This window comes from Bacillus sp. 16GRE42 (assembly GCF_019837435.1).
Classification (GTDB): Bacteria; Bacillota; Bacilli; order Bacillales; family Bacillaceae_G; genus Bacillus_A; species Bacillus_A wiedmannii.
Map to the genome: position 1 here is coordinate 49,763 of NZ_JADAXF010000004.1, position 18,680 is coordinate 68,442.

Consider the following 18,680-nt stretch of genomic DNA (forward strand, 5'->3'; position numbering starts at 1 on the left):
CCTTCTCCCTTCTCCCTTTACTTTCTCACATACAATATAAGATCCCCAAAAGATAGTCCTGGGGATCTTATAAGCATAATTATTCTGGTACAAATGCAGATACAGGTCCTAATTCCTTCTCTAAATAACTGCGAATATTTGCTGGGTATTTCTCTACCACTGCAATATGTTTTTGAATCGTCTTATATAATTCATCATGATTCATTTGAATATAATCTTGCGTAAGCATTTTTCGAAGAAGGATAATTTCTTTCATTCCTCTTCCTTCTTCTGCACTTATCACTCGCTCGTCCATCAAAATGTCGATAATATCTTCATAACTTCCTGGATCGCGCATAATAAATCCATCAATCATCGCATTCCCTACATCTAATACACAATCAATAATTAGATGGGCTATGCGTTCTAATGCGTAAAATTCAAACTCGGTTTCATATATCTTTTTCTCTTGAAATGTACTTGTTGCTCGTTCTAAACATACTAGCATTTGTTCTATTTTCTTTCTGTCTACAAAATACATGAATGTCACCTACCTGGAAATTAAAGCATTTACATTTTAATTGTAACGCTTTCTTCTGAAAAAATCGACAATTTTTCGAATTCACCTTTTCTCCGTTATTTGTTATAGTTATATTTGTATGATTTTTGAAATTGGAGGAATGGAATCTTGGAACGTGAACTCGCACTAGAAATTGTCCGTGTAACAGAAGCAGCAGCATTAGCATCCGCACAGTGGATGGGCCGCGGAAAGAAAAACGAAGCAGATGATGCAGCAACTACAGCAATGCGTGATATGTTTGATTCAGTAAACATGGCAGGTACAGTTGTAATCGGTGAAGGAGAACTTGATGAAGCACCGATGTTGTATATTGGTGAAGAACTAGGAACAGGTAACGGTCCAGAAGTAGACATCGCCGTTGACCCATTAGAAGGTACAAACATCGTTGCAAAAGGTCTTGCAAATGCAATGGCAGTTATCGCAATCGCCGATAAAGGAAACCTTCTTCATGCTCCTGATATGTACATGGAAAAAATCGCGGTTGGTCCAAAAGCAGCTGGTAAAATTAGCTTAGATGATCCAATTGAAAAAACAATTGAAATTGTAGCAGAAGCTAACAATAAAAAGATTCGCGATCTAACAGTTATCGTGCAAGAACGTGAACGTCATCAAGATATTATTGAACGTGTTCGTGCAAAAGGTGCACGCGTAAAGTTATTTGGTGATGGTGATGTTGGTGCGTCAATCGCAACAGCACTACCTGGAACGGGTATTGATTTATTCGTAGGTATTGGCGGAGCTCCAGAAGGTGTTATTTCTGCAGCAGCATTAAAATGCCTTGAAGGTGAAATGCAAGCTCGCTTAGTTCCAATGAACGAAGAAGAAGAAGCTCGTTGTCGTGAAATGGGATTAGAAGATCCTCGTCAACTGCTTATGTTAGATGACTTAGTATCTGGGGATGATGCAATCTTCTCAGCAACTGGTGTATCTGCTGGTGAGTTATTAGACGGTGTGAAATTCCTTGGCGGAGATTTAGCTGAAACATATTCTATCGTTATGCGTTACAAAACAAGAACGGTACGATTCATTAAAACGCATCACCATTTAGATCATAAACCACACTTAAACTTAGATATTTAATAAAGGAGCCATGTGTATGGAAGAACGTTTCTTTCTGTACGACGATACAGTCGCTACAAGAACTCGTTTCGTTAGCTTTATGGGAGAAAATGAGCGTCATGATTTAGCGCTTTTATACTCCGATCGTCATTACGGTAAAACAATTGTCCTTGATATGCAGCGCAATAGATTTGCAATCATCGGTCCTGACGATTTAAACGAACCAGGCTACTTAGAGCATGCATTTTCGATGACTGAAGAAATTGCAGAAGAACTACGCTCATTTTTATTTGAACTTATATAATTTATCGTAGGCACCAGCTATGTTAGCTGGTGTTTTTCCGTTATAAGAGTTTTGAATTTTCAATCTTCTATGTTATAATTAAGAATAAATCTATTTGGATAGAAAGGACGTTATCTACGTATGCCAACATTTACTTTGTAATGGACCAGCAATTGGATAGCATTACTCTCAAAAAAGCACCATGCTTTTTCAAGGGAGTAATCTGCCCATTCCCATTACAAAGGAACGTAACGCATCTGTAGTATGATGTTTACGGAGGTTCCTCTTTGGGGAACCTCCTTTTATTTTTGTCTATTTCTCATGTCTTCATACTACAAGACATCCAAATAGCTGTATTACGTTCCTTTACCACTACTATAAGAGGTGAAGGAAAATGCAGAAAGTACAACTTTCTTGGAGTTTATATGAAAATGAGCAAAATACAATCGAAAAGTATTGTAAAAATTGCAGACGCACTACCCTATTTACTGACACGAATATTCGTAGGCATAACGCCAACGGAAAAAATATATATCGTTTTGCCATTTATAAATGTCCGAAAGATCATACTTGGAACCAAAAACTTCGTATTTATAAATCATTTACTGATCATGTGGAAACAGTCGACATGAATACGCAAGATCAAACAGAAACAACTACTACCATTTCCATTACACATCATAAAGAAAGTGGCGTAGCTGAAATTACAATCGTATTAGATATCGTTTTCGGTTCCCACCGAATCGATAAAGCTTTATCCACATATATTTCTGACTGGAGCCGTACACGCATTGTGGATAAAATTAAAAATGGGGATATTCAATTGAACGGACAACAAATGAAACCAAATGCAATACTTTCTGAAGGTGATTCTATTTCAATTTGTTTGTGAGCAAGTAAAAAAATCCTCTTACAATCGTAAGAGGATTTTTTTATTTCTTCACTTTTCGTAATACAAAGTGTGCACAACCGAAGTTACAGTACTCGTATAAATACTCCGTTAACGTACTAATTTTCGTATCATATGTCGAACGTTGATTACTATCATCAAAGAAACCGCGCAATCTAAGTTGCTCATAACCCCAGTCCCCAACGATATAATCATATTTATTTAAAATTTCTGCATAACGCTCTTTAAATGCTTCTTCACTAAAACCGTCACGAAAGTTTTTAATTACTTCGTACTGCACATTATTAATGCTCACCGTAGCATGCATCTCTTGCTCTTGCTTTTGCTCCATCATTAACTTCCTCTCTAAGCATTCTTCTTTTTATCGTATCACAAAGCATACCAACCAACAATTTCAAATACAAAAAATTGAAAATTAGTGCATACTATGGAGAAGGAGGTGATACATCGTGAAAAAACAAATTATACTCTCTCTCCTCACTCTTTCCTTATTTGCAGGCTGTCAATCAACGAATAAAGCCGAAATGGAACGTGAAGAAGGAAGTCGTGTTCTTGTTTCCAATAAAAACGACATGTATCATACGGAAAATACAAATACACGGCTTACAAGAGTCGGTTATTCATCTAAACAAAAACATGAAGTATCTAACAAACAAGTAGGAGCCATTAACCGCGAGAAAGTCGCTGAAATGATTACAAGCATGACAGTCAAACTTCCTGACGTTACAAACGCTGCTACGCTCGTTACCGATGATGAAGTATTTGTTGTATACCGTGCAAACACAACGGATCCAAAACTCGTAGCAGATCAAGTATATAAAGCTGCTTTGTCCATCGTCCCTCGCTATTATAAAGCATATGTATCAACAGACCAAAAGTTGATTTCTCAAATTCAAGGGCTTCAATCTGGCGCGTTAAATGATACAGAATATACACAAAGCCTTGATATGCTAAAGCGAGAAATGAGCAAAAATCCTCATTTGAACAATACGGGGGATCAGACTTTGAATGATATGATAAAAAAATAAAGAAGGTGGAGAAAACCTCCACCTTTTTTACTATTTCTTACAATCCGCATAAACCTCCATCGCATCACACATAAACTGTGCTAACCCCTCACCAAACTTATCGATATTTTTCGTAAAGCGCTCATCAGCGACATACATTTGACCGAGTCCTTTAAAAGCATCTAATGAATATTCTCCGAAGTTTTGCAAGTAATCGTACCATACCCCGATTGCTTCTTGTGCCTCTTTAGAATCTGGTGCGCCGTGTCTAAGCGCCGCCAAATTTCTATAAATCGTATTAAACTCTTCTTGATTGTCTTTTGACATACCTTTCGCGTATTCATTCGCTTTATCTACAGCTGCGTCTCCCCATCGTTCACGCGCTTCTTCTTCGTACGGATTATGGCTGAAATCGAAGCCTTCAAATTTCTCTTTATTCGTCATTTCAATCTCTCCTTTTGTATGCTGAATTGTTTTATCAATCGTCGCAATCACTTTATCTAACCTAGCACGCTTTTCAAGAAGCATTTTCTTGTGAAGCTGTAGTGCTTCTTCGTGGTCAAATGATGGACTCATGATAATTTCTTTAATTTTCTTTAAAGGGAAGCCTAGTTCTTTAAAAAATAAAATTTGCTGCAATGTCTCTAAATTTTCATTGGAATACAGACGATATCCAGACTCTGTCGTCTCGTCTGGGGTTAATAACCCAATTTCATCGTAATGATGCAGTGTGCGCACACTAATTCCAACTAAATTAGCTACTTCCTTTACCTTCATTGTCATGTGTATCTCCCCCTTAATACATACGATAAAGTATGACGCAACGTTAGAGTCAATAAGTACATTCATTTTTTGTTAAAAGTTTCATCTCTCCCATATTTCATGCATAATAGATATGTACATATATTAGAAAGCGGTGAAAGTATGGTTTCAAATACTGTAATTGCCAGCATCATATTTCAACTCGTTGTTTCGGTTCTGGTCCCAATTGTTGTACTCGTTTATTTCCGTAAAAAATATAATATTAATTGGAAAGTGGTCGGCGTTGGTGTTCTCATCTTTATTGGATTTACCCAAATTCTCGAAACACCGTTCCACCTATTTATGCGCGGTAATCCAGCAATCGCTCCATTTTTAGAAAATCCGTTTGTCTTTGCAATTTATGGCGGACTAACTGCTGGTATTTTTGAAGAATTAGGACGCTTCGTTGCCTTCTTCTTCCTACTAAAAAAATATCTAGAATATAAAGATGGCTTCGCTTATGGAATTGGTCATGGCGGGATTGAATCCATTTTAGTTGGCGGATTCTCTGCCTTGCAGACACTTATATTCGCTAATGCTATTAACAATGGTAGCTTCGCTCAAATGGCAGAAAAACTACCACAATTAGATGTTGTAAAGGATATGTTAATAGAACAACCTGCTTATTTATACTTCCTTGGCAGCTTGGAAAGAATTATGGCCCTTGTATTACAAATTGCCTTTACAATGCTTGTCTTATTCGCTGTAAAACAGAAGAAATATATCTTCCTTGTTTACGCTATATTATTCCACGCATTTGTAGACTTTTTCGCGGCGCTTTACCAAACAAAAACAATTAACATCTTCGTCGCAGAAGGAATTACCCTTCTCTTCACAATTGGTGCTGTCATTCTTATTCGTAAAATGAAAGCGAAATTAATGAGTGTACCGGCGTAAAAATAACCCACCAGTTGGTGGGTTATTTTTTATATGGATTATCGTAATGATGATAACTTTTGCCCTCTCGCAGCTCCTTCTTTGTTTCTGCATCTATAACAATGTACTTATGAAATTCGTCTACTTCATTTTGAGAAAAGGAAGCGAAAAAATAAACTTGGCGATCAGGGTGAATAAAAATATCTTGAAGCACCACTTCACCCCGGCAACCCACGGCTGTTTTTTGCCTGAAAGAAAATTCTTCATCGGGCACTTCTTTAAATAAAATCTTTTTCCGAACACTATATGCTGCATTGTTGTATTCTTTATAGATTTTCTTATCTAACTGTTCGTAAAACACATCCTCACTCACAAACGATTTATTTCGATTGCTCGGATAATTTAATTTTGCATTCGATTCTGCATATGTTGTGGACAAGTGTATAAAAAAACAAAGACCGAATATAATACATATCATTTTTTTCATCATTACACCTCAAATATTCATTTATCCACATTACTTTTCCACATATTTAGATCAATATGCCGTTTCCAATAAAAAGGAATTTTTTCCACATTTGTCGAAGTATATAGCGTCAACTTGAAAGATGGGGATGAATTATGAAGAAATTGATTGTAATACGACATTGTTCAGCAACTGGACAAGAACGTGATGCCGAATTAACGATTGCAGGAAAAAATCAAGCAAACACTCTTGCTACATTCCTCTTAGAAAACCAACCACAAATAGATCATATTATTTCAAGCCCATTTGTGCGAGCTATCGATTCTATTCGGCCCTATGCGCTTCAAGCTAACTTGTCTATCCAAGAAGATGAACGATTAGCTGAACGCATATTAAGCGACGTTCCAATGGATGATTGGTTGCAAAAACTAGAATCTACTTTTACAAATATAGATATTGCCTTTTCAGGCGGAGAGTCTACAAAACAAGCGACGGATCGAGCTATATCACTTATCCAAGACGTTTTAAAGTTAAACCATACTACAACACTACTCGTTACACACGGCAACTTACTCACGCTCATTTTAAAGCACTTTGATCATACGATCGGCTTTATTGAATGGAGAGCTTTAACGAATCCTGATATTTACGAAATTACACTCGATAAACAATGTATCCTAAAACGATTATGGGGAGCACCGTCCAAGTAATATCTCTTTCCAACACATTCAGTTGACGCCACGAGAAGAAACTGTACTAACAATAGAAAGGGGTATCACTCCATATGTACGAAGATGTACTTGCTTTACTACATAAAACAAATGCTTCTTACGAAAAGTTTGAACACGAACCAGTACTCGATTATGAAACAGATCGTATCGTACGTGAAAGGCTTGGCTTACACGGCACTCCAAGTAAAAGCTTATTTTTAAAATCAAAGTCTGGAGATTATTACGTATTTTTCACGTTAGAGGGCACAAGGCTCAACCGAGGAGAGATGAAAGAAATAACTGGAGAAAGCTTATCTCTCTGTTCTCCTGATGAGCTAAGAGAAGAAACAGGCTGTACGCCAGGATGTGTAGCTCCTTTCGGTTATTCACAACATGTAACGATTATTGTGGATAGTGCTATTTATGCTTACGATAAAATTTTAATTACACCTGGTGTACCTGAATTTACAATTGAATTATCCACAGAGGAATTAAAGAAAATCTTATTAACATGCCCAAATACTGTTTTAGAATATAAACAAAAAGAGAGCTAATCATTAGCTCTCTTTTGTCATTATTTTGCTTCTGCTACTTTTTCTTTTGCAGAACGAACTTGCTCGTCCGCATGGTAAGAAGAACGTACAAGTGGGCCAGCTTCACAGTGACTAAATCCTTTGCTAAGTGCAATTTCTTTAAGCTCTGCAAATTCTGCTGGTGGGTAATATTTAAGAACTGGTAAATGCTTCTTAGATGGTTGTAGGTATTGTCCAAGAGTTAAAATATCCACATTGTTTGCACGTAAGTCATCCATTGCTTCAATTAAATCTTCTCTCGTTTCACCTAAGCCCACCATAATGCTCGATTTAGTTGGAATATCAGGCTGCATTTCTTTCGCTCGACGTAAAAACTCTAATGAACGGTCATATTTTGCTCTAGCGCGAACTCGGTTAGATAATCGACGTACTGTTTCAATGTTATGGTTTAAAATATCTGGTTTTGCATCCATTAACATTTTTAAGTTTTCTTCTACTCCACCCATATCAGATGGTAATACTTCGATTGACGTAAATGGGTTTTTGCGACGAACAGCGCGTACTGTTTCAGCAAAAACAGCTGCTCCGCCGTCCTTTAAATCATCACGTGCAACCGCTGTTATAACAACGTGCTTTAAGCCCATTTGTACTACAGAATCTGCTACGCGTTCTGGCTCTTGTAAATCAAGCTCAGTTGGTAAGCCTGTTTTAACCGCACAAAAACGACAAGCACGTGTACAAACCGCACCTAAGATCATAAATGTTGCTGTTTTCCTTACAGCCCAGCATTCATGAATATTCGGACATTTCGCTTCTTCACAAACTGTATGAAGATTCTTAGAACGCATCATTTTCTTTAAGCCTGTATAGTTTTCATTCGTGTTTAACTTAATTTTCAACCATTCGGGCTTGCGCTTATATTCTGTTTGTTTTGTCATGGTTATCAACTCCGCACAATATGAAATAGTTTACCGTGTTCGCTTCTTTCAATGTAACATATCTATTCTAACGTATGAAAGCGATTTGCTCAAATGAAGATTCTAAGATTTTTTCCAATCGTTCCCTATAATGAAATACTCCGTATATCCCACACTAAAAAGAGTGATGTTGTGAAAGGAGTCTATTTCATGCTTCGAAAAATTTCTCTTTTGCTTTCGATTTGCTTTCTTCTCCACCAAAACATCGCTTACGGTGAAGATAATCAGCAAAGCATATACGAAAAGCGCATGGCACTATATAAAGAAACCGAGCAATCTTCAGGCATTCCGTGGTATTACTTAGCTGCAATGGATCAATATGAAAGAAATATACGGAGCGTAAGAAAAGATATTCCGAAAAAACCAGATGCCATCATTTCCCTTTATTTCAAACCAGAAATATGGGCTGGACCCGTTAATATTAACGACACTCTTCCCCATACAATTTCTCTATTTGGCGGGATGGGTTTAGATGGTGACAAAGATGGATTTGCAAATGCAAATAACGACCGTGATCTTTTGCATACAGCAGCAACGATTTTAAAGAAACAAGGACCGTCCGAAGACCGTATTCACATTATGCTTTGGGAATATTATAGACGTGCGAAAACAGTTGAATTAATTACCGAATACGCCCGTATTTATAAACATTATGGACGTATTAATTTAGAAGGAAATGCTTTCCCTCTCCCGATTCGTAGTGATCATAGCTACCGTAGTACTTTCGGTGCTGGAAGAAGTTTCGGGGGAAGGAGAGTTCATGAAGGAACCGATATTTTTGCAGGCTACGGCGTACCAGTAAGATCCACTTGCTATGGCATTATTGAAACAAAAGGCTGGAACCGTCTTGGCGGATGGCGCATCGGCATTCGTGACCTTCATAATAACTACCATTATTACGCTCATTTAGGCGGATTCTCAAAGGAAATACAGCTTGGACAAATTGTTGAGCCCGGAAAAGTAATCGGATTTGTCGGTAGCACCGGTTACGGCCCTCCCGGCACAGCTGGAAAATTCCCGCCCCACCTACATTTCGGCATGTATAAAGACAATGGTTATACAGAATGGGCTTTCGATCCATATATGCATTTAAGTCTTTGGGAGCGAAAAGAACGCGCGAATACAAAGCGATAACCGTAGCAATATGCTACGGTTATTTTTTTAATTCGGCTAACTATCCGTTTTCTTTTTATCAGGTACAACAACACTCCCGCTTCCATAATAAGTAGGTACTTCCCCTTGAACAATGCGCGTTGCAATCGGAACGTCTTGCTTCACTGTTATTTCTTTCGTATGAAATGGAATAATCACTTGCAACGTGACTTCCATCTCCATAATAATTTGAATCGCTGTCGTATTGATTCCGTGCGGTTCAATTTTTTGTTTAATATCCGTATTCACATGACCAATCGTCGTGAAATCGATTGGAATATCGGGACCTATATTTCCAAGAAGCGCATTATCCGTTACACGACCAAAAGGAACTGCCATCGTTGCTCCATTTTTTTCAGAAATACCTAGCCCCTTCAAATCACCTTGTTCTACTTGCTGTAAATATTTTTCTATGTATGTGGTCGTTGATGTTACGATTTCATTTACTTGCTTCGTATTTAAATTAATTGTGGATACTTTCCCGTTTTTATCATTTTGTACTTTCATTAATGAATCGACATCGAATCCTTCATTAATTCTATCTTTTACCGCCTTTGTCATAATCGCTGTCGCCATTTTATGCGTCTCTACTTCTCCATATTTAAGTAATGTTGGCTGAATGCTACTATTCACAATCCATAATCCTTGCACGAGTAATATGACAAAAAGAATAAACGACATAAGCAGTATGTACCGAAAGGAAATAGGCCCCCTTCGAAACCGCGAATTTTTCGAACGAAATATACTCATAAAAAAACCTCCTTCTTATATCATTTCTATGCAAGAAGGAGGGACGATATATGCTTATCTCATTTTTAATAATGCTTCTTTTCCGATTGTGCCTGCCGTAATACCTAAAGCTTCGGCTTCAATCGTTACTGATTCTAGCGGTGCTTCAAGAAGCTGTTCAATCGTTCTTACACCAACCGCACGGCCAGCAATAATTCCTCGATCCCCTAACTTCTCATTTAAAAGACCTACATCTAATGCACCGCACATAATATATCCTTTATCGCTCATTACAGCTAGCAAATTTGTCTTTGGAAGTTTGACGCTAACCGCAATAAACGTATAATTATCAATTATAATTGGCTCCACATTAACCATAGTTCACACTCCTCTCTTTCTTATCTGTATGACAAGAGAAAAATGAGTGTTACAAGTAACTAGCCTATAGTTTGACGGAAGATGTATGAGTTATCAACACGTCTGTTAACACATCTCTGAGTAACTCTGGCATATAATATTGTTTGTCAGAAAGTGTGGATAGCTCTGGGTATAAGTATCCGAACGTAAACATATCAATCGTTCCTACCGTATATATACGATCTAATTCCAGCGATTCCCCGTTAATCAATACATCTTCGAGTAAAATTTTATTCCCAGGAATCGTATCTGGAATGACCTCTACACCAGCATAAATCATTTTTCCCATCACTTTTCCGCGAAATCCGAATCCTTTTACCTCAAGGTTCTCCATATTCGGGCGACGCGCTTTCAAAATAACTTCTCGTAACGTTTTTCCTGGCACTTTTAATAAACATGGATTAATTGGATGTGGACAAATTCTGTGAATATCTCCGCGCGTCACAACACCTTCTTCTAATCCTTCAAGAAGTACACCAGCGTTCACCATGCCAATCTCTGCATCGCACCACGTTTTCAGCGCATTTGCTAACATGTGAGAAAATGATGTCTCATGAAACCAATCGATCGGTAATGATTCCTTTAAATGAACGACAGGCTCTGCCATAATATGTTTACTTTCTTCCTGCAGCATTTCAATTGTGGATAACGGTTTGTTATAAGCACCTAAACGTTCTGTTTTAATCGCCCTACCGTCCTTTTTCAATAACTTCTTCGTCTCTTTATCCACAGTAAGCTGAACGTGCCCAACGTAACGTCCCCACTTTTCACAACAACAAAGTAAAGTATTATTCATGAGAACTCCACGCTCAAATAAATGGTGCGTATGTGCACCTAAAATAACATCTATATCATAATGCTCTGCCATATACTCATCCATGCTTTTTCCAAGATGAGAAAGGACAACCGTAATATGAGCCTCATCTCGCACTTCTTCTAAAATAGACTCTAAATGGATAAGTGGATCTTCAATATGCCAATCGAGCATATGATAAAACTCTGGATAAGCTACCGTTAACCCGATAAAGGCAATCGTAATCCCATCTGTCGTTGTATGTAATTTATAAGGCTTTGCCCACTCCGGACGTACACCTTCTTTTTCAAATAAATTCGCAACGAGCACCTCAAATCCAGCATCATCATATAGACGATTCAAATGCTCCTTCGCTAACGTAATTCCTTCATTATTTCCGATTGTTACATAATCATATAACGCCTCATTCAAAAGCTTCGTATTGCCAAGTCCATTCGTCGCTTCCGAAATACTATGAAAACGATCCACATGATCGCCGATATCAGCCGTCAAAACGGTCTCTCCCGCTTCCTGTCTTCGCTTTTTCTCCCCTTGTACAAACCGAGAAATTTGCGGCCAATTTTCAAAATGACTATGTATATCGTTTGTATGATAAAGGTGGATGATTGTTTCTTTATTTATATTCAGAGAAAAAACCTCCTCTCAGTTCCTTACTGCCATTTACGCTACACGTACGCAATAATCCTGTAAATACTTTTCGTCTTTTCTTGCTATTTTACATTGTACTCGCATTGTGAGAAAAAGCAAAAGATTGCCCTTTTTGATATGAAAACTTTTTCTATTGTTTGGAAGGATTCTAGATGGTTGGGTTGGGGTTCGGGGAATTTGTCAAAAAGTTTAACAGAGAGTTCGGTAGGTCGGGGGCGATTGGATTATCCAGTGGGTTTATCAATATCTTTGCCTTACTTCCAGTTGTTCTCTTTTCATATAAAATGTTGCGGGGTATATGAAGAATTTCTTTTGTCTTACTTTGTCGAATCGTCGATATATTCCGAGTTATGATCGATATATTTAAAAAATCGTTGATATATTTAACCGAACATCCACCCAGGTATCCCTACCTGGACTGAACTGAATAGACCCCAGCACAACATAAAAAAGCGCCCTGCATTGCAGGGCGCTTCCACTTTATCTATTAACCAATAGAACCTTCCATCTCAAACTTGATTAGGCGGTTCATTTCAACTGCGTATTCCATTGGAAGTTCACGTGTGAATGGCTCAATGAAGCCCATTACGATCATTTCTGTAGCTTCTTGCTCAGAAATACCGCGGCTCATTAGGTAGAATAATTGTTCTTCTGATACTTTCGATACTTTCGCTTCGTGTTCAAGTGAAACGTAATCGTTTTTGATTTCGTTGTAAGGAATTGTATCAGATGTAGATTGGTTATCCATGATTAACGTGTCACACTCGATGTTAGAGCGAGAGTTTTTCGCTTTTGGTCCGAATTGTACGATACCACGGTAAGTTACTTTACCACCATGCTTCGCAATCGATTTAGAAACGATTGTTGAAGACGTGTTTGGTGCTAAGTGAATCATTTTTGCACCAGCATCTTGGTGTTGGCCTTTACCAGCAATCGCGATAGATAATGTTAAACCACGAGCGCCTTCGCCTTTTAAGATAACTGCTGGGTATTTCATCGTTAATTTAGATCCGATGTTACCGTCAATCCATTCCATCGTTGCGTTTTCTTCACAAACCGCACGTTTTGTAACTAGGTTGTATACGTTGTTCGCCCAGTTTTGGATTGTTGTATAACGGCAATATGCATCTTTCTTAATGATGATTTCTACTACCGCACTGTGAAGTGAGTTAGTCGTGTAAACAGGTGCTGTACAACCTTCTACGTAGTGTACGTGTGCGCCTTCGTCTACGATGATAAGCGTACGCTCGAATTGTCCCATATTTTCAGAGTTAATACGGAAGTACGCTTGAAGTGGTGTATCCACTTTAATACCTTTTGGAACGTAGATGAATGATCCACCAGACCAAACTGCAGAGTTTAATGCAGAGAATTTGTTGTCTGTTGGTGGGATTACTTTTCCGAAATGCTCACGGAAAATATCTTCGTTCTCTTTTAATGCGCTATCTGTATCTTTGAAGACGATTCCTAGAGCTTCTAGGTCTTCTTTCATGTTGTGGTATACAACTTCAGATTCGTACTGTGCAGATACACCAGCTAAATATTTTTGCTCCGCTTCAGGAATACCTAATTTATCAAATGTCGCTTTAATTTCCTCAGGTACTTCATCCCAAGACTTCTCAGATTTCTCAGATGGTTTTACGTAGTACGTAATTTCATCGAAATCTAAGTCGTTTAAGTCGCCGCCCCATTGTGGCATTGGCATTTCATAGAACTTATCCAGTGATTTTAAACGGAAGTCTAACATCCACTGTGGTTCTTCTTTCATACGTGAAATCTCTTCAACGATTTCTTTTGTTAAACCGCGTCCAGCACGGAAAATCGAAACGTCTTTGTCTTTGAAACCATATTTATAATCGCCGATATCTGGCAGTTGCTTCGCCATGTTGGTGTGTCCCTCCTTAGATAACCTCGTTTTTAGGAACCTTTAACATTACTTATCTTCGTTTAAGCCCTTTTCTAACGCTTTCCACGCTAATGTTGCACATTTAATACGTGCAGGGAACTTGCATACGCCTTGTAATGCTTCAATATCTCCTAAATCAATGCTGTCATCGTACTCTTTTCCTAGCATCATGTCAGAGAAAATTTTAGAAAGCTGAAGTGCCTCTTCAATTTTCTTACCTTTTACTGCTTGTGTCATCATCGAAGCTGAAGACATTGAGATAGAACATCCTTCTCCTTCAAACTTCGCCTCTTGCACAATACCTTCTTCTACTTTCATCGTAAGTTGAATACGATCGCCGCAAGTTGGATTGTTCAAGTTAACAGTAACACTATCTTCTAACACGCCATTGTTACGAGGATTCTTATAATGATCCATAATAACTTGACGGTATAACGTATCTAAATTATTAAATGACATTTGTGAAATACTCCTTTGTCTTGATTAGCGATTCAACAAATGTATCAATTTCTTCTTTTGTATTATATAAATAGAAGCTCGCACGTGCTGTAGAAGAAGCTTTCAGCCACTTCATAAGCGGTTGTGCACAGTGGTGTCCTGCGCGAACCGCAATGCCTTCTACATCTAATACAGTTGCTACATCATGAGGATGTACGTCTTCAATATTAAATGTAACAAGACCAGCGCGATGCTTTGGACCATAAATTGTAACGCCATCTACTTCTGATAGTCTTTCTAAAGCATATTGCGCTAATTCATGTTCATGCTTTTCAATATTATGAAGACCGATTTCTTCTAGGAAATCAATTGCCGCACCAAGTCCGATTGCATTACCGATAATCGGTGTACCTGCTTCAAACTTCCACGGAAGCTCTTTCCAAGTAGATTCTTGTAAATCTACGAAATCAATCATTTCACCGCCAAATTCAATTGGCTCCATATTGTTCAGCAATTCTTTTTTACCATATAATACGCCGATACCTGTAGGTCCGCACATCTTATGAGCAGATAATGCGTAGAAATCACAGTTTAAATCTTGTACATCCACTTTCATATGAGGTGCACTTTGTGCTCCATCAACGATCATGATTGCACCGTTTTCGTGTGCGATTGCTCCGATTTCTTTTACAGGGTTAATCGTTCCAAGTACGTTTGATACTTGCATAATAGAAACGATTTTTGTATTCGGTGTAACTGTTTGACGAACATCTTCTAAAGAAATTGTACCGTCTGGTTGAAGCGGAAGGTATTTTAAAGTTGCACCAGTTTTCTTCGCAACTTGTTGCCACGGAATGATGTTACTATGGTGCTCCATGTAAGAAATAACGATTTCATCGCCTTCTTTTACATTTTCAAGACCATAGCTAGCCGCTACTGTATTTAATGCAGTTGTCGTTCCGCGCGTGAAAATAATCTCTTCCATTGATTTCGCGTTAATAAACTTGCGAACTTTCTCGCGTGCACCTTCATACGCGTCGGTAGCTTTCGTACCGAGCGTATGAACACCGCGATGCACGTTAGAATTATATTCTTTATAGTAACGTTCTAACGTTTCAATTACTTGAATTGGTTTTTGAGAAGTTGCTGCACTATCGAAATATACAAGTTGTTTGCCGTTCACTTTTTGATCAAGAATTGGAAACTGTTTGCGTATTTCATGAATATTCATTAGCGAACTTTCCTTTCAATTACCTCAACAAGCTGTGCTTTTACTCCTTCAATTGGAAGCTCATTTACTACAGGTGCTAAAAATCCATGGATGACTAAACGTTCTGCTTCGCGTTTTGGAATACCACGGCTCATCAAGTAGTATAATTGGTACGGATCTACGCGGCCTACTGAAGCTGCGTGACCTGCCATTACATCATCTTCGTCGATTAAAAGAATTGGGTTTGCATCACCGCGAGCTTTTTCATCTAACATAAGAACGCGAGAAGATTGTTGTGCATTTGATTTAGATGCACCGTGTTCAATCTTACCAATTCCGTTAAAGATAGATGTTGCACTATCTTTTTGTACACCGTGTTTTAAAATCCAACCTTCAGAGTGTTTACCGAAGTGAACAACTTTAGTTGTAAAGTTTTGCGTTTGGTTACCACGGCCAATTGTTACTGTTTTCGTATCAGCATATGAACCGTCGCCCATTAAGTTCGTAACGTTCTCTGAAATTGTGTTTCCGTCATTCATAAGGCCTAGAGCCCAATCAATGCGGCCGTCGCGTCCAACTACACCGCGGCGGTTAACGTAAGTTGTTACATCTTTTGCTAATAGATCAACCGCACCGAACTTCACTTGTGCGCCTTGTTCCACGATTACTTCTGCTACGATATTTGCAATACCTTTAGCATTTTCATTTGCAACGTAGTTTTCTACATAAGTTGCAGTACTGTTCGCATCAGCCACGAATAATACGTGGTTATATACGTTAGCTTCTTCGCCGTCTACTAAGAATACAGCTTGAAGTGGAGTTTCAAGAACAACGTTTTTCGGAACATATACAAATGCACCGCCGTTGATTAATGCAGCATGAAGTGCAGTTAAACGATGCTCGTCTACCTTCACGCCGTCTTTCATTAAATACTTTTGTAATAATTCAGCATGCTCTGTTGCAGCTGTTACGATGTCTGTAAAAATAACACCTTTTTCTTTTGCTTCGTCTGCTAAAGAAACGAATGCAGTTGTACCAGTACGTTGTACTAATACACTGTTATTTTCATCGATTAAGTTTTTCACTGCTTCTGGAAGCTCTGTTAAAGAACTTACAGGCTCTTGCTTAGCAGCGTCGCCTTTTCCGATAAAGTCCCATTTTTCAATTTTCGTTTTATCAGGCGTTGGCATTGGAAGTTCAGTTGCTTGTGCAAGAGCTTGTAAGCGGAACTCAGTCAACCAAGCAGCTTCGTTTACTTCGCTTGCGCGCTGACGGATTGTTTCTTGATCGAAAGGTAATGTACCGATTGTCATGTTTATGCTCCTCTCTTACGCTTCTTGCTCTGCTGTTTCGTCTTCAATACCTAATTCTTTTTTAATCCAGTCGTAACCTTCAGCTTCTAGACGTTGTGCAAGCTCAGGGCCACCAGATTTAACGATACGACCGTTCATCATAACGTGAACGAAGTCTGGAGTGATGTAGTTTAATAAACGTTGGTAATGCGTAATCATTAGGCAACCGAACTCTTCGCCGCGCATTTGGTTAATACCTTTAGATACAACTTTTAATGCATCGATATCAAGACCTGAGTCGATTTCATCTAAGATTGCGATTTTTGGCTCAATCATCATTAATTGAAGAATTTCGTTACGTTTTTTCTCTCCACCAGAGAAACCTTCATTTAAATAACGTTGTGCCATTTCTGGATCCATTTCTAGGAATTCCATGTTTTTATCTAATGTACGGATAAATTTCATAAGAGAAATTTCATCGCCTTCTTCACGACGTGCGTTAATTGCAGAACGTAAGAAGTCAGCGTTTGTTACTCCGCTAATTTCACTTGGATATTGCATTGCTAGGAATAGACCGGCTTGTGCGCGCTCATCTACTTCCATTTCTAATACATCTTCACCGTCGATGATGATGCTACCTTCTGTTACTTCATACTTTGGGTGACCCATAATCGCAGAAGATAAAGTTGATTTACCTGTTCCGTTAGGTCCCATAATTGCGTGGATTTCTCCACCTTTTACTTCAAGGTTTACACCTTTTAAAATTTCTTTGCCATCAATTGATACGTGTAAGTCTTTAACCGTTAATGTAGAACCAGCCATCTCAATACCTCCATTAATCCTATATATACATTTTAAAAATTCCTAAAACGTTCATATTCTCATTTTATTCTCATTCTAATCTTATATCAAATAAAATGATATCGCAAACGACGAAAAAAAGTAACAATTTTTTCACAAATGTATATAAGTATTTCCCTTGCATCCTTATATGATACACCTTTCTTCTTATTTATATAAAGAAAAAAGGACTGGGAATTTTCCAGTCCTTTCCTTGTGTTTATTCACTTACCGGAAGTACAGCACCTTTATATTCTTTATTAATAAAGTCTTGGATTTCTTTTGAATGCAGTACTTCTACTAATTCTTTAATTTCTTTTTTCTTCTCGTCACCTTTACGAACTGCAATAATATTTGCGTACGGAGAGTCTGATCCTTCAATTGCAATTGCATCCTTTGTTGGATTTAACTTCGCATCAATTGCATAGTTTGAATTAATGAATAAAGCATCGCCTTCATTATTTTCATACAGCTTTGGTGACAATCCAGGCTCTACATCTGTTTTAAACTTTAAGTTTTTCGGATTTTCTACAACATCTTTTACTGTTGCTTTCACAACATCTACACCGTCTTTTAATTTAATAACGCCGCCTTTTTGTAACAATGCGAGCATACGGCCACGCTCCGCTACGTTGTTACTCATAATAACTGTTCCGCCATCTGGAAGTTCTTTTAAACTTTTATATTTCTTAGAATAAATGCCCATTGGCTCTAAATGGATTTTTCCTGCGTTTACAATTTTATATCCCTTTTCTTGAATTTCTTTATCTAAGTAAGGAATGTGCTGGAAGTAGTTCGCATCAATTTCCTTATCCGCTAACGCTTTATTCGGCAACACATAATCTTGGAATTTTTTAATTTCTAATTTAATGCCCTTTTTCTCTAATATCGGCTGTGCCTTTTCTAAAATAACAGCGTGCGGCACATTAGAAGCTCCAACAACAAGCTTATTCTCCTCTTTCCCCCCGCAAGCAGCTAATGTAAATACAGACAGCGCTGTAACAACTGACAATAGAATCTTTTTCATATGATATCCCCTTCTCCCTTATAGTT

Annotated in this window: 22 protein-coding genes; 8 read left to right on the forward strand and 14 right to left on the reverse strand. The window is 38.1% G+C overall.

Features of this window, described 5'->3' with window-relative positions; all coding sequences use genetic code 11:
• Positions 1-79: 79 nt before the first annotated feature.
• Positions 80-520: a DUF86 domain-containing protein gene (locus tag ILS93_RS20745; RefSeq protein ID WP_064476290.1), complete on the reverse strand. Its 441-nt coding sequence runs from the start codon at positions 518-520 to the stop codon at positions 80-82.
• A gap of 147 nt (positions 521-667) precedes the next feature.
• Between ILS93_RS20745 and glpX the strand changes: the two genes are divergently transcribed.
• The 3 genes from glpX (at position 668) to ILS93_RS20760 (ending at position 2,793) form a co-directional block, all read left to right on the forward strand.
• A complete protein-coding gene (glpX, locus tag ILS93_RS20750; protein ID WP_064476289.1) occupies positions 668-1,639 on the forward strand; it encodes a class II fructose-bisphosphatase in 972 nt (323 codons plus the stop codon).
• Between the two features lie 16 nt (positions 1,640-1,655).
• Complete coding sequence (locus tag ILS93_RS20755) at positions 1,656-1,922, forward strand: DUF3055 domain-containing protein (RefSeq protein ID WP_000392616.1); 267 nt, start codon at positions 1,656-1,658, stop codon at positions 1,920-1,922.
• A 373-nt stretch (positions 1,923-2,295) separates the two neighbouring features.
• Positions 2,296-2,793: a hypothetical protein gene (locus tag ILS93_RS20760; protein ID WP_064476288.1), complete on the forward strand. Its 498-nt coding sequence runs from the start codon at positions 2,296-2,298 to the stop codon at positions 2,791-2,793.
• Between the two features lie 40 nt (positions 2,794-2,833).
• Here the strand turns inward: ILS93_RS20760 and ILS93_RS20765 are convergent, their stop codons facing one another.
• The gene (locus ILS93_RS20765) at positions 2,834-3,145 is read right to left on the reverse strand and encodes a YutD family protein (RefSeq protein ID WP_002008894.1); all 312 of its coding nucleotides are present in this window, start codon (positions 3,143-3,145) and stop codon (positions 2,834-2,836) included.
• Positions 3,146-3,260: 115 nt separating this feature from the next.
• Here ILS93_RS20765 and ILS93_RS20770 point away from each other — a divergent pair, with 115 nt between their 5' ends.
• Complete coding sequence (locus tag ILS93_RS20770; RefSeq protein WP_002191082.1) at positions 3,261-3,839, forward strand: YhcN/YlaJ family sporulation lipoprotein; 579 nt, start codon at positions 3,261-3,263, stop codon at positions 3,837-3,839.
• A gap of 30 nt (positions 3,840-3,869) precedes the next feature.
• Here the strand turns inward: ILS93_RS20770 and ILS93_RS20775 are convergent, their stop codons facing one another.
• Entirely contained in the window at positions 3,870-4,601 is a 732-nt protein-coding gene (locus ILS93_RS20775; RefSeq protein WP_064476287.1) for a MerR family transcriptional regulator, read from the reverse strand.
• A 99-nt stretch (positions 4,602-4,700) separates the two neighbouring features.
• Between ILS93_RS20775 and ILS93_RS20780 the strand changes: the two genes are divergently transcribed.
• Positions 4,701-5,516, forward strand: coding sequence for a YhfC family intramembrane metalloprotease (locus ILS93_RS20780; RefSeq protein WP_222661204.1), 816 nt, complete (start codon positions 4,701-4,703; stop codon positions 5,514-5,516).
• Between the two features lie 22 nt (positions 5,517-5,538).
• On the opposite strand, the gene ILS93_RS20785 is transcribed toward ILS93_RS20780, so the two are convergent.
• Positions 5,539-5,982, reverse strand: coding sequence for a hypothetical protein (locus ILS93_RS20785; protein WP_222661206.1), 444 nt, complete (start codon positions 5,980-5,982; stop codon positions 5,539-5,541).
• 134 nt (positions 5,983-6,116) lie between these two features.
• Here ILS93_RS20785 and ILS93_RS20790 point away from each other — a divergent pair, with 134 nt between their 5' ends.
• On the forward strand, positions 6,117-6,671 hold the full coding sequence (locus tag ILS93_RS20790) for a histidine phosphatase family protein (RefSeq protein WP_064469505.1): 555 nt from the start codon (positions 6,117-6,119) through the stop codon (positions 6,669-6,671).
• A gap of 74 nt (positions 6,672-6,745) precedes the next feature.
• Positions 6,746-7,225, forward strand: a complete 480-nt coding sequence (locus tag ILS93_RS20795) for a YbaK/EbsC family protein (RefSeq protein ID WP_000272726.1) — start codon at positions 6,746-6,748, stop codon at positions 7,223-7,225.
• A gap of 20 nt (positions 7,226-7,245) precedes the next feature.
• Here ILS93_RS20795 and lipA read toward each other — a convergent pair whose 3' ends face one another.
• Positions 7,246-8,142 (reverse strand): lipoyl synthase, encoded by an 897-nt coding sequence (gene lipA / locus ILS93_RS20800; RefSeq protein ID WP_000166376.1) that lies wholly within the window; start codon positions 8,140-8,142, stop codon positions 7,246-7,248.
• Between the two features lie 189 nt (positions 8,143-8,331).
• On the opposite strand from lipA, the gene ILS93_RS20805 reads away from it, so the two are divergent.
• Positions 8,332-9,315, forward strand: coding sequence for a M23 family metallopeptidase (locus ILS93_RS20805; RefSeq protein WP_000944679.1), 984 nt, complete (start codon positions 8,332-8,334; stop codon positions 9,313-9,315).
• 36 nt (positions 9,316-9,351) lie between these two features.
• Here the strand turns inward: ILS93_RS20805 and yunB are convergent, their stop codons facing one another.
• The 9 genes from yunB to metQ all read right to left on the reverse strand — a co-directional run bounded on the left by yunB (position 9,352) and on the right by metQ (position 18,654).
• Entirely contained in the window at positions 9,352-10,083 is a 732-nt protein-coding gene (yunB, locus tag ILS93_RS20810) for a sporulation protein YunB (RefSeq protein WP_064476285.1), read from the reverse strand.
• A gap of 54 nt (positions 10,084-10,137) precedes the next feature.
• Complete coding sequence (locus ILS93_RS20815; RefSeq protein ID WP_000248463.1) at positions 10,138-10,440, reverse strand: YunC family protein; 303 nt, start codon at positions 10,438-10,440, stop codon at positions 10,138-10,140.
• Positions 10,441-10,504: 64 nt separating this feature from the next.
• On the reverse strand, positions 10,505-11,920 hold the full coding sequence (locus tag ILS93_RS20820) for a bifunctional metallophosphatase/5'-nucleotidase (protein ID WP_154131837.1): 1,416 nt from the start codon (positions 11,918-11,920) through the stop codon (positions 10,505-10,507).
• 508 nt (positions 11,921-12,428) lie between these two features.
• On the reverse strand, positions 12,429-13,826 hold the full coding sequence (gene sufB, locus ILS93_RS20825; RefSeq protein WP_001118829.1) for a Fe-S cluster assembly protein SufB: 1,398 nt from the start codon (positions 13,824-13,826) through the stop codon (positions 12,429-12,431).
• Positions 13,827-13,874: 48 nt separating this feature from the next.
• Positions 13,875-14,306 (reverse strand): Fe-S cluster assembly sulfur transfer protein SufU, encoded by a 432-nt coding sequence (gene sufU / locus ILS93_RS20830; RefSeq protein WP_000009525.1) that lies wholly within the window; start codon positions 14,304-14,306, stop codon positions 13,875-13,877.
• Positions 14,296-15,516 carry a cysteine desulfurase SufS gene (sufS, locus tag ILS93_RS20835; protein WP_001020765.1) on the reverse strand — a complete coding sequence of 407 codons (1,221 nt, stop codon included), beginning with the start codon at positions 15,514-15,516 and terminating at the stop codon, positions 14,296-14,298. Before sufS ends, sufU begins: the two co-directional genes overlap by 11 nt.
• On the reverse strand, positions 15,516-16,808 hold the full coding sequence (gene sufD, locus ILS93_RS20840; RefSeq protein ID WP_000152177.1) for a Fe-S cluster assembly protein SufD: 1,293 nt from the start codon (positions 16,806-16,808) through the stop codon (positions 15,516-15,518). The genes sufS and sufD overlap by 1 nt, the downstream gene beginning before the upstream one ends.
• A 15-nt stretch (positions 16,809-16,823) precedes the next feature.
• Positions 16,824-17,609 (reverse strand): Fe-S cluster assembly ATPase SufC, encoded by a 786-nt coding sequence (gene sufC, locus ILS93_RS20845; protein WP_000929162.1) that lies wholly within the window; start codon positions 17,607-17,609, stop codon positions 16,824-16,826.
• Positions 17,610-17,847: 238 nt separating this feature from the next.
• Complete coding sequence (gene metQ / locus ILS93_RS20850; protein WP_000722406.1) at positions 17,848-18,654, reverse strand: methionine ABC transporter substrate-binding lipoprotein MetQ; 807 nt, start codon at positions 18,652-18,654, stop codon at positions 17,848-17,850.
• Positions 18,655-18,680 lie beyond the last annotated feature (26 nt).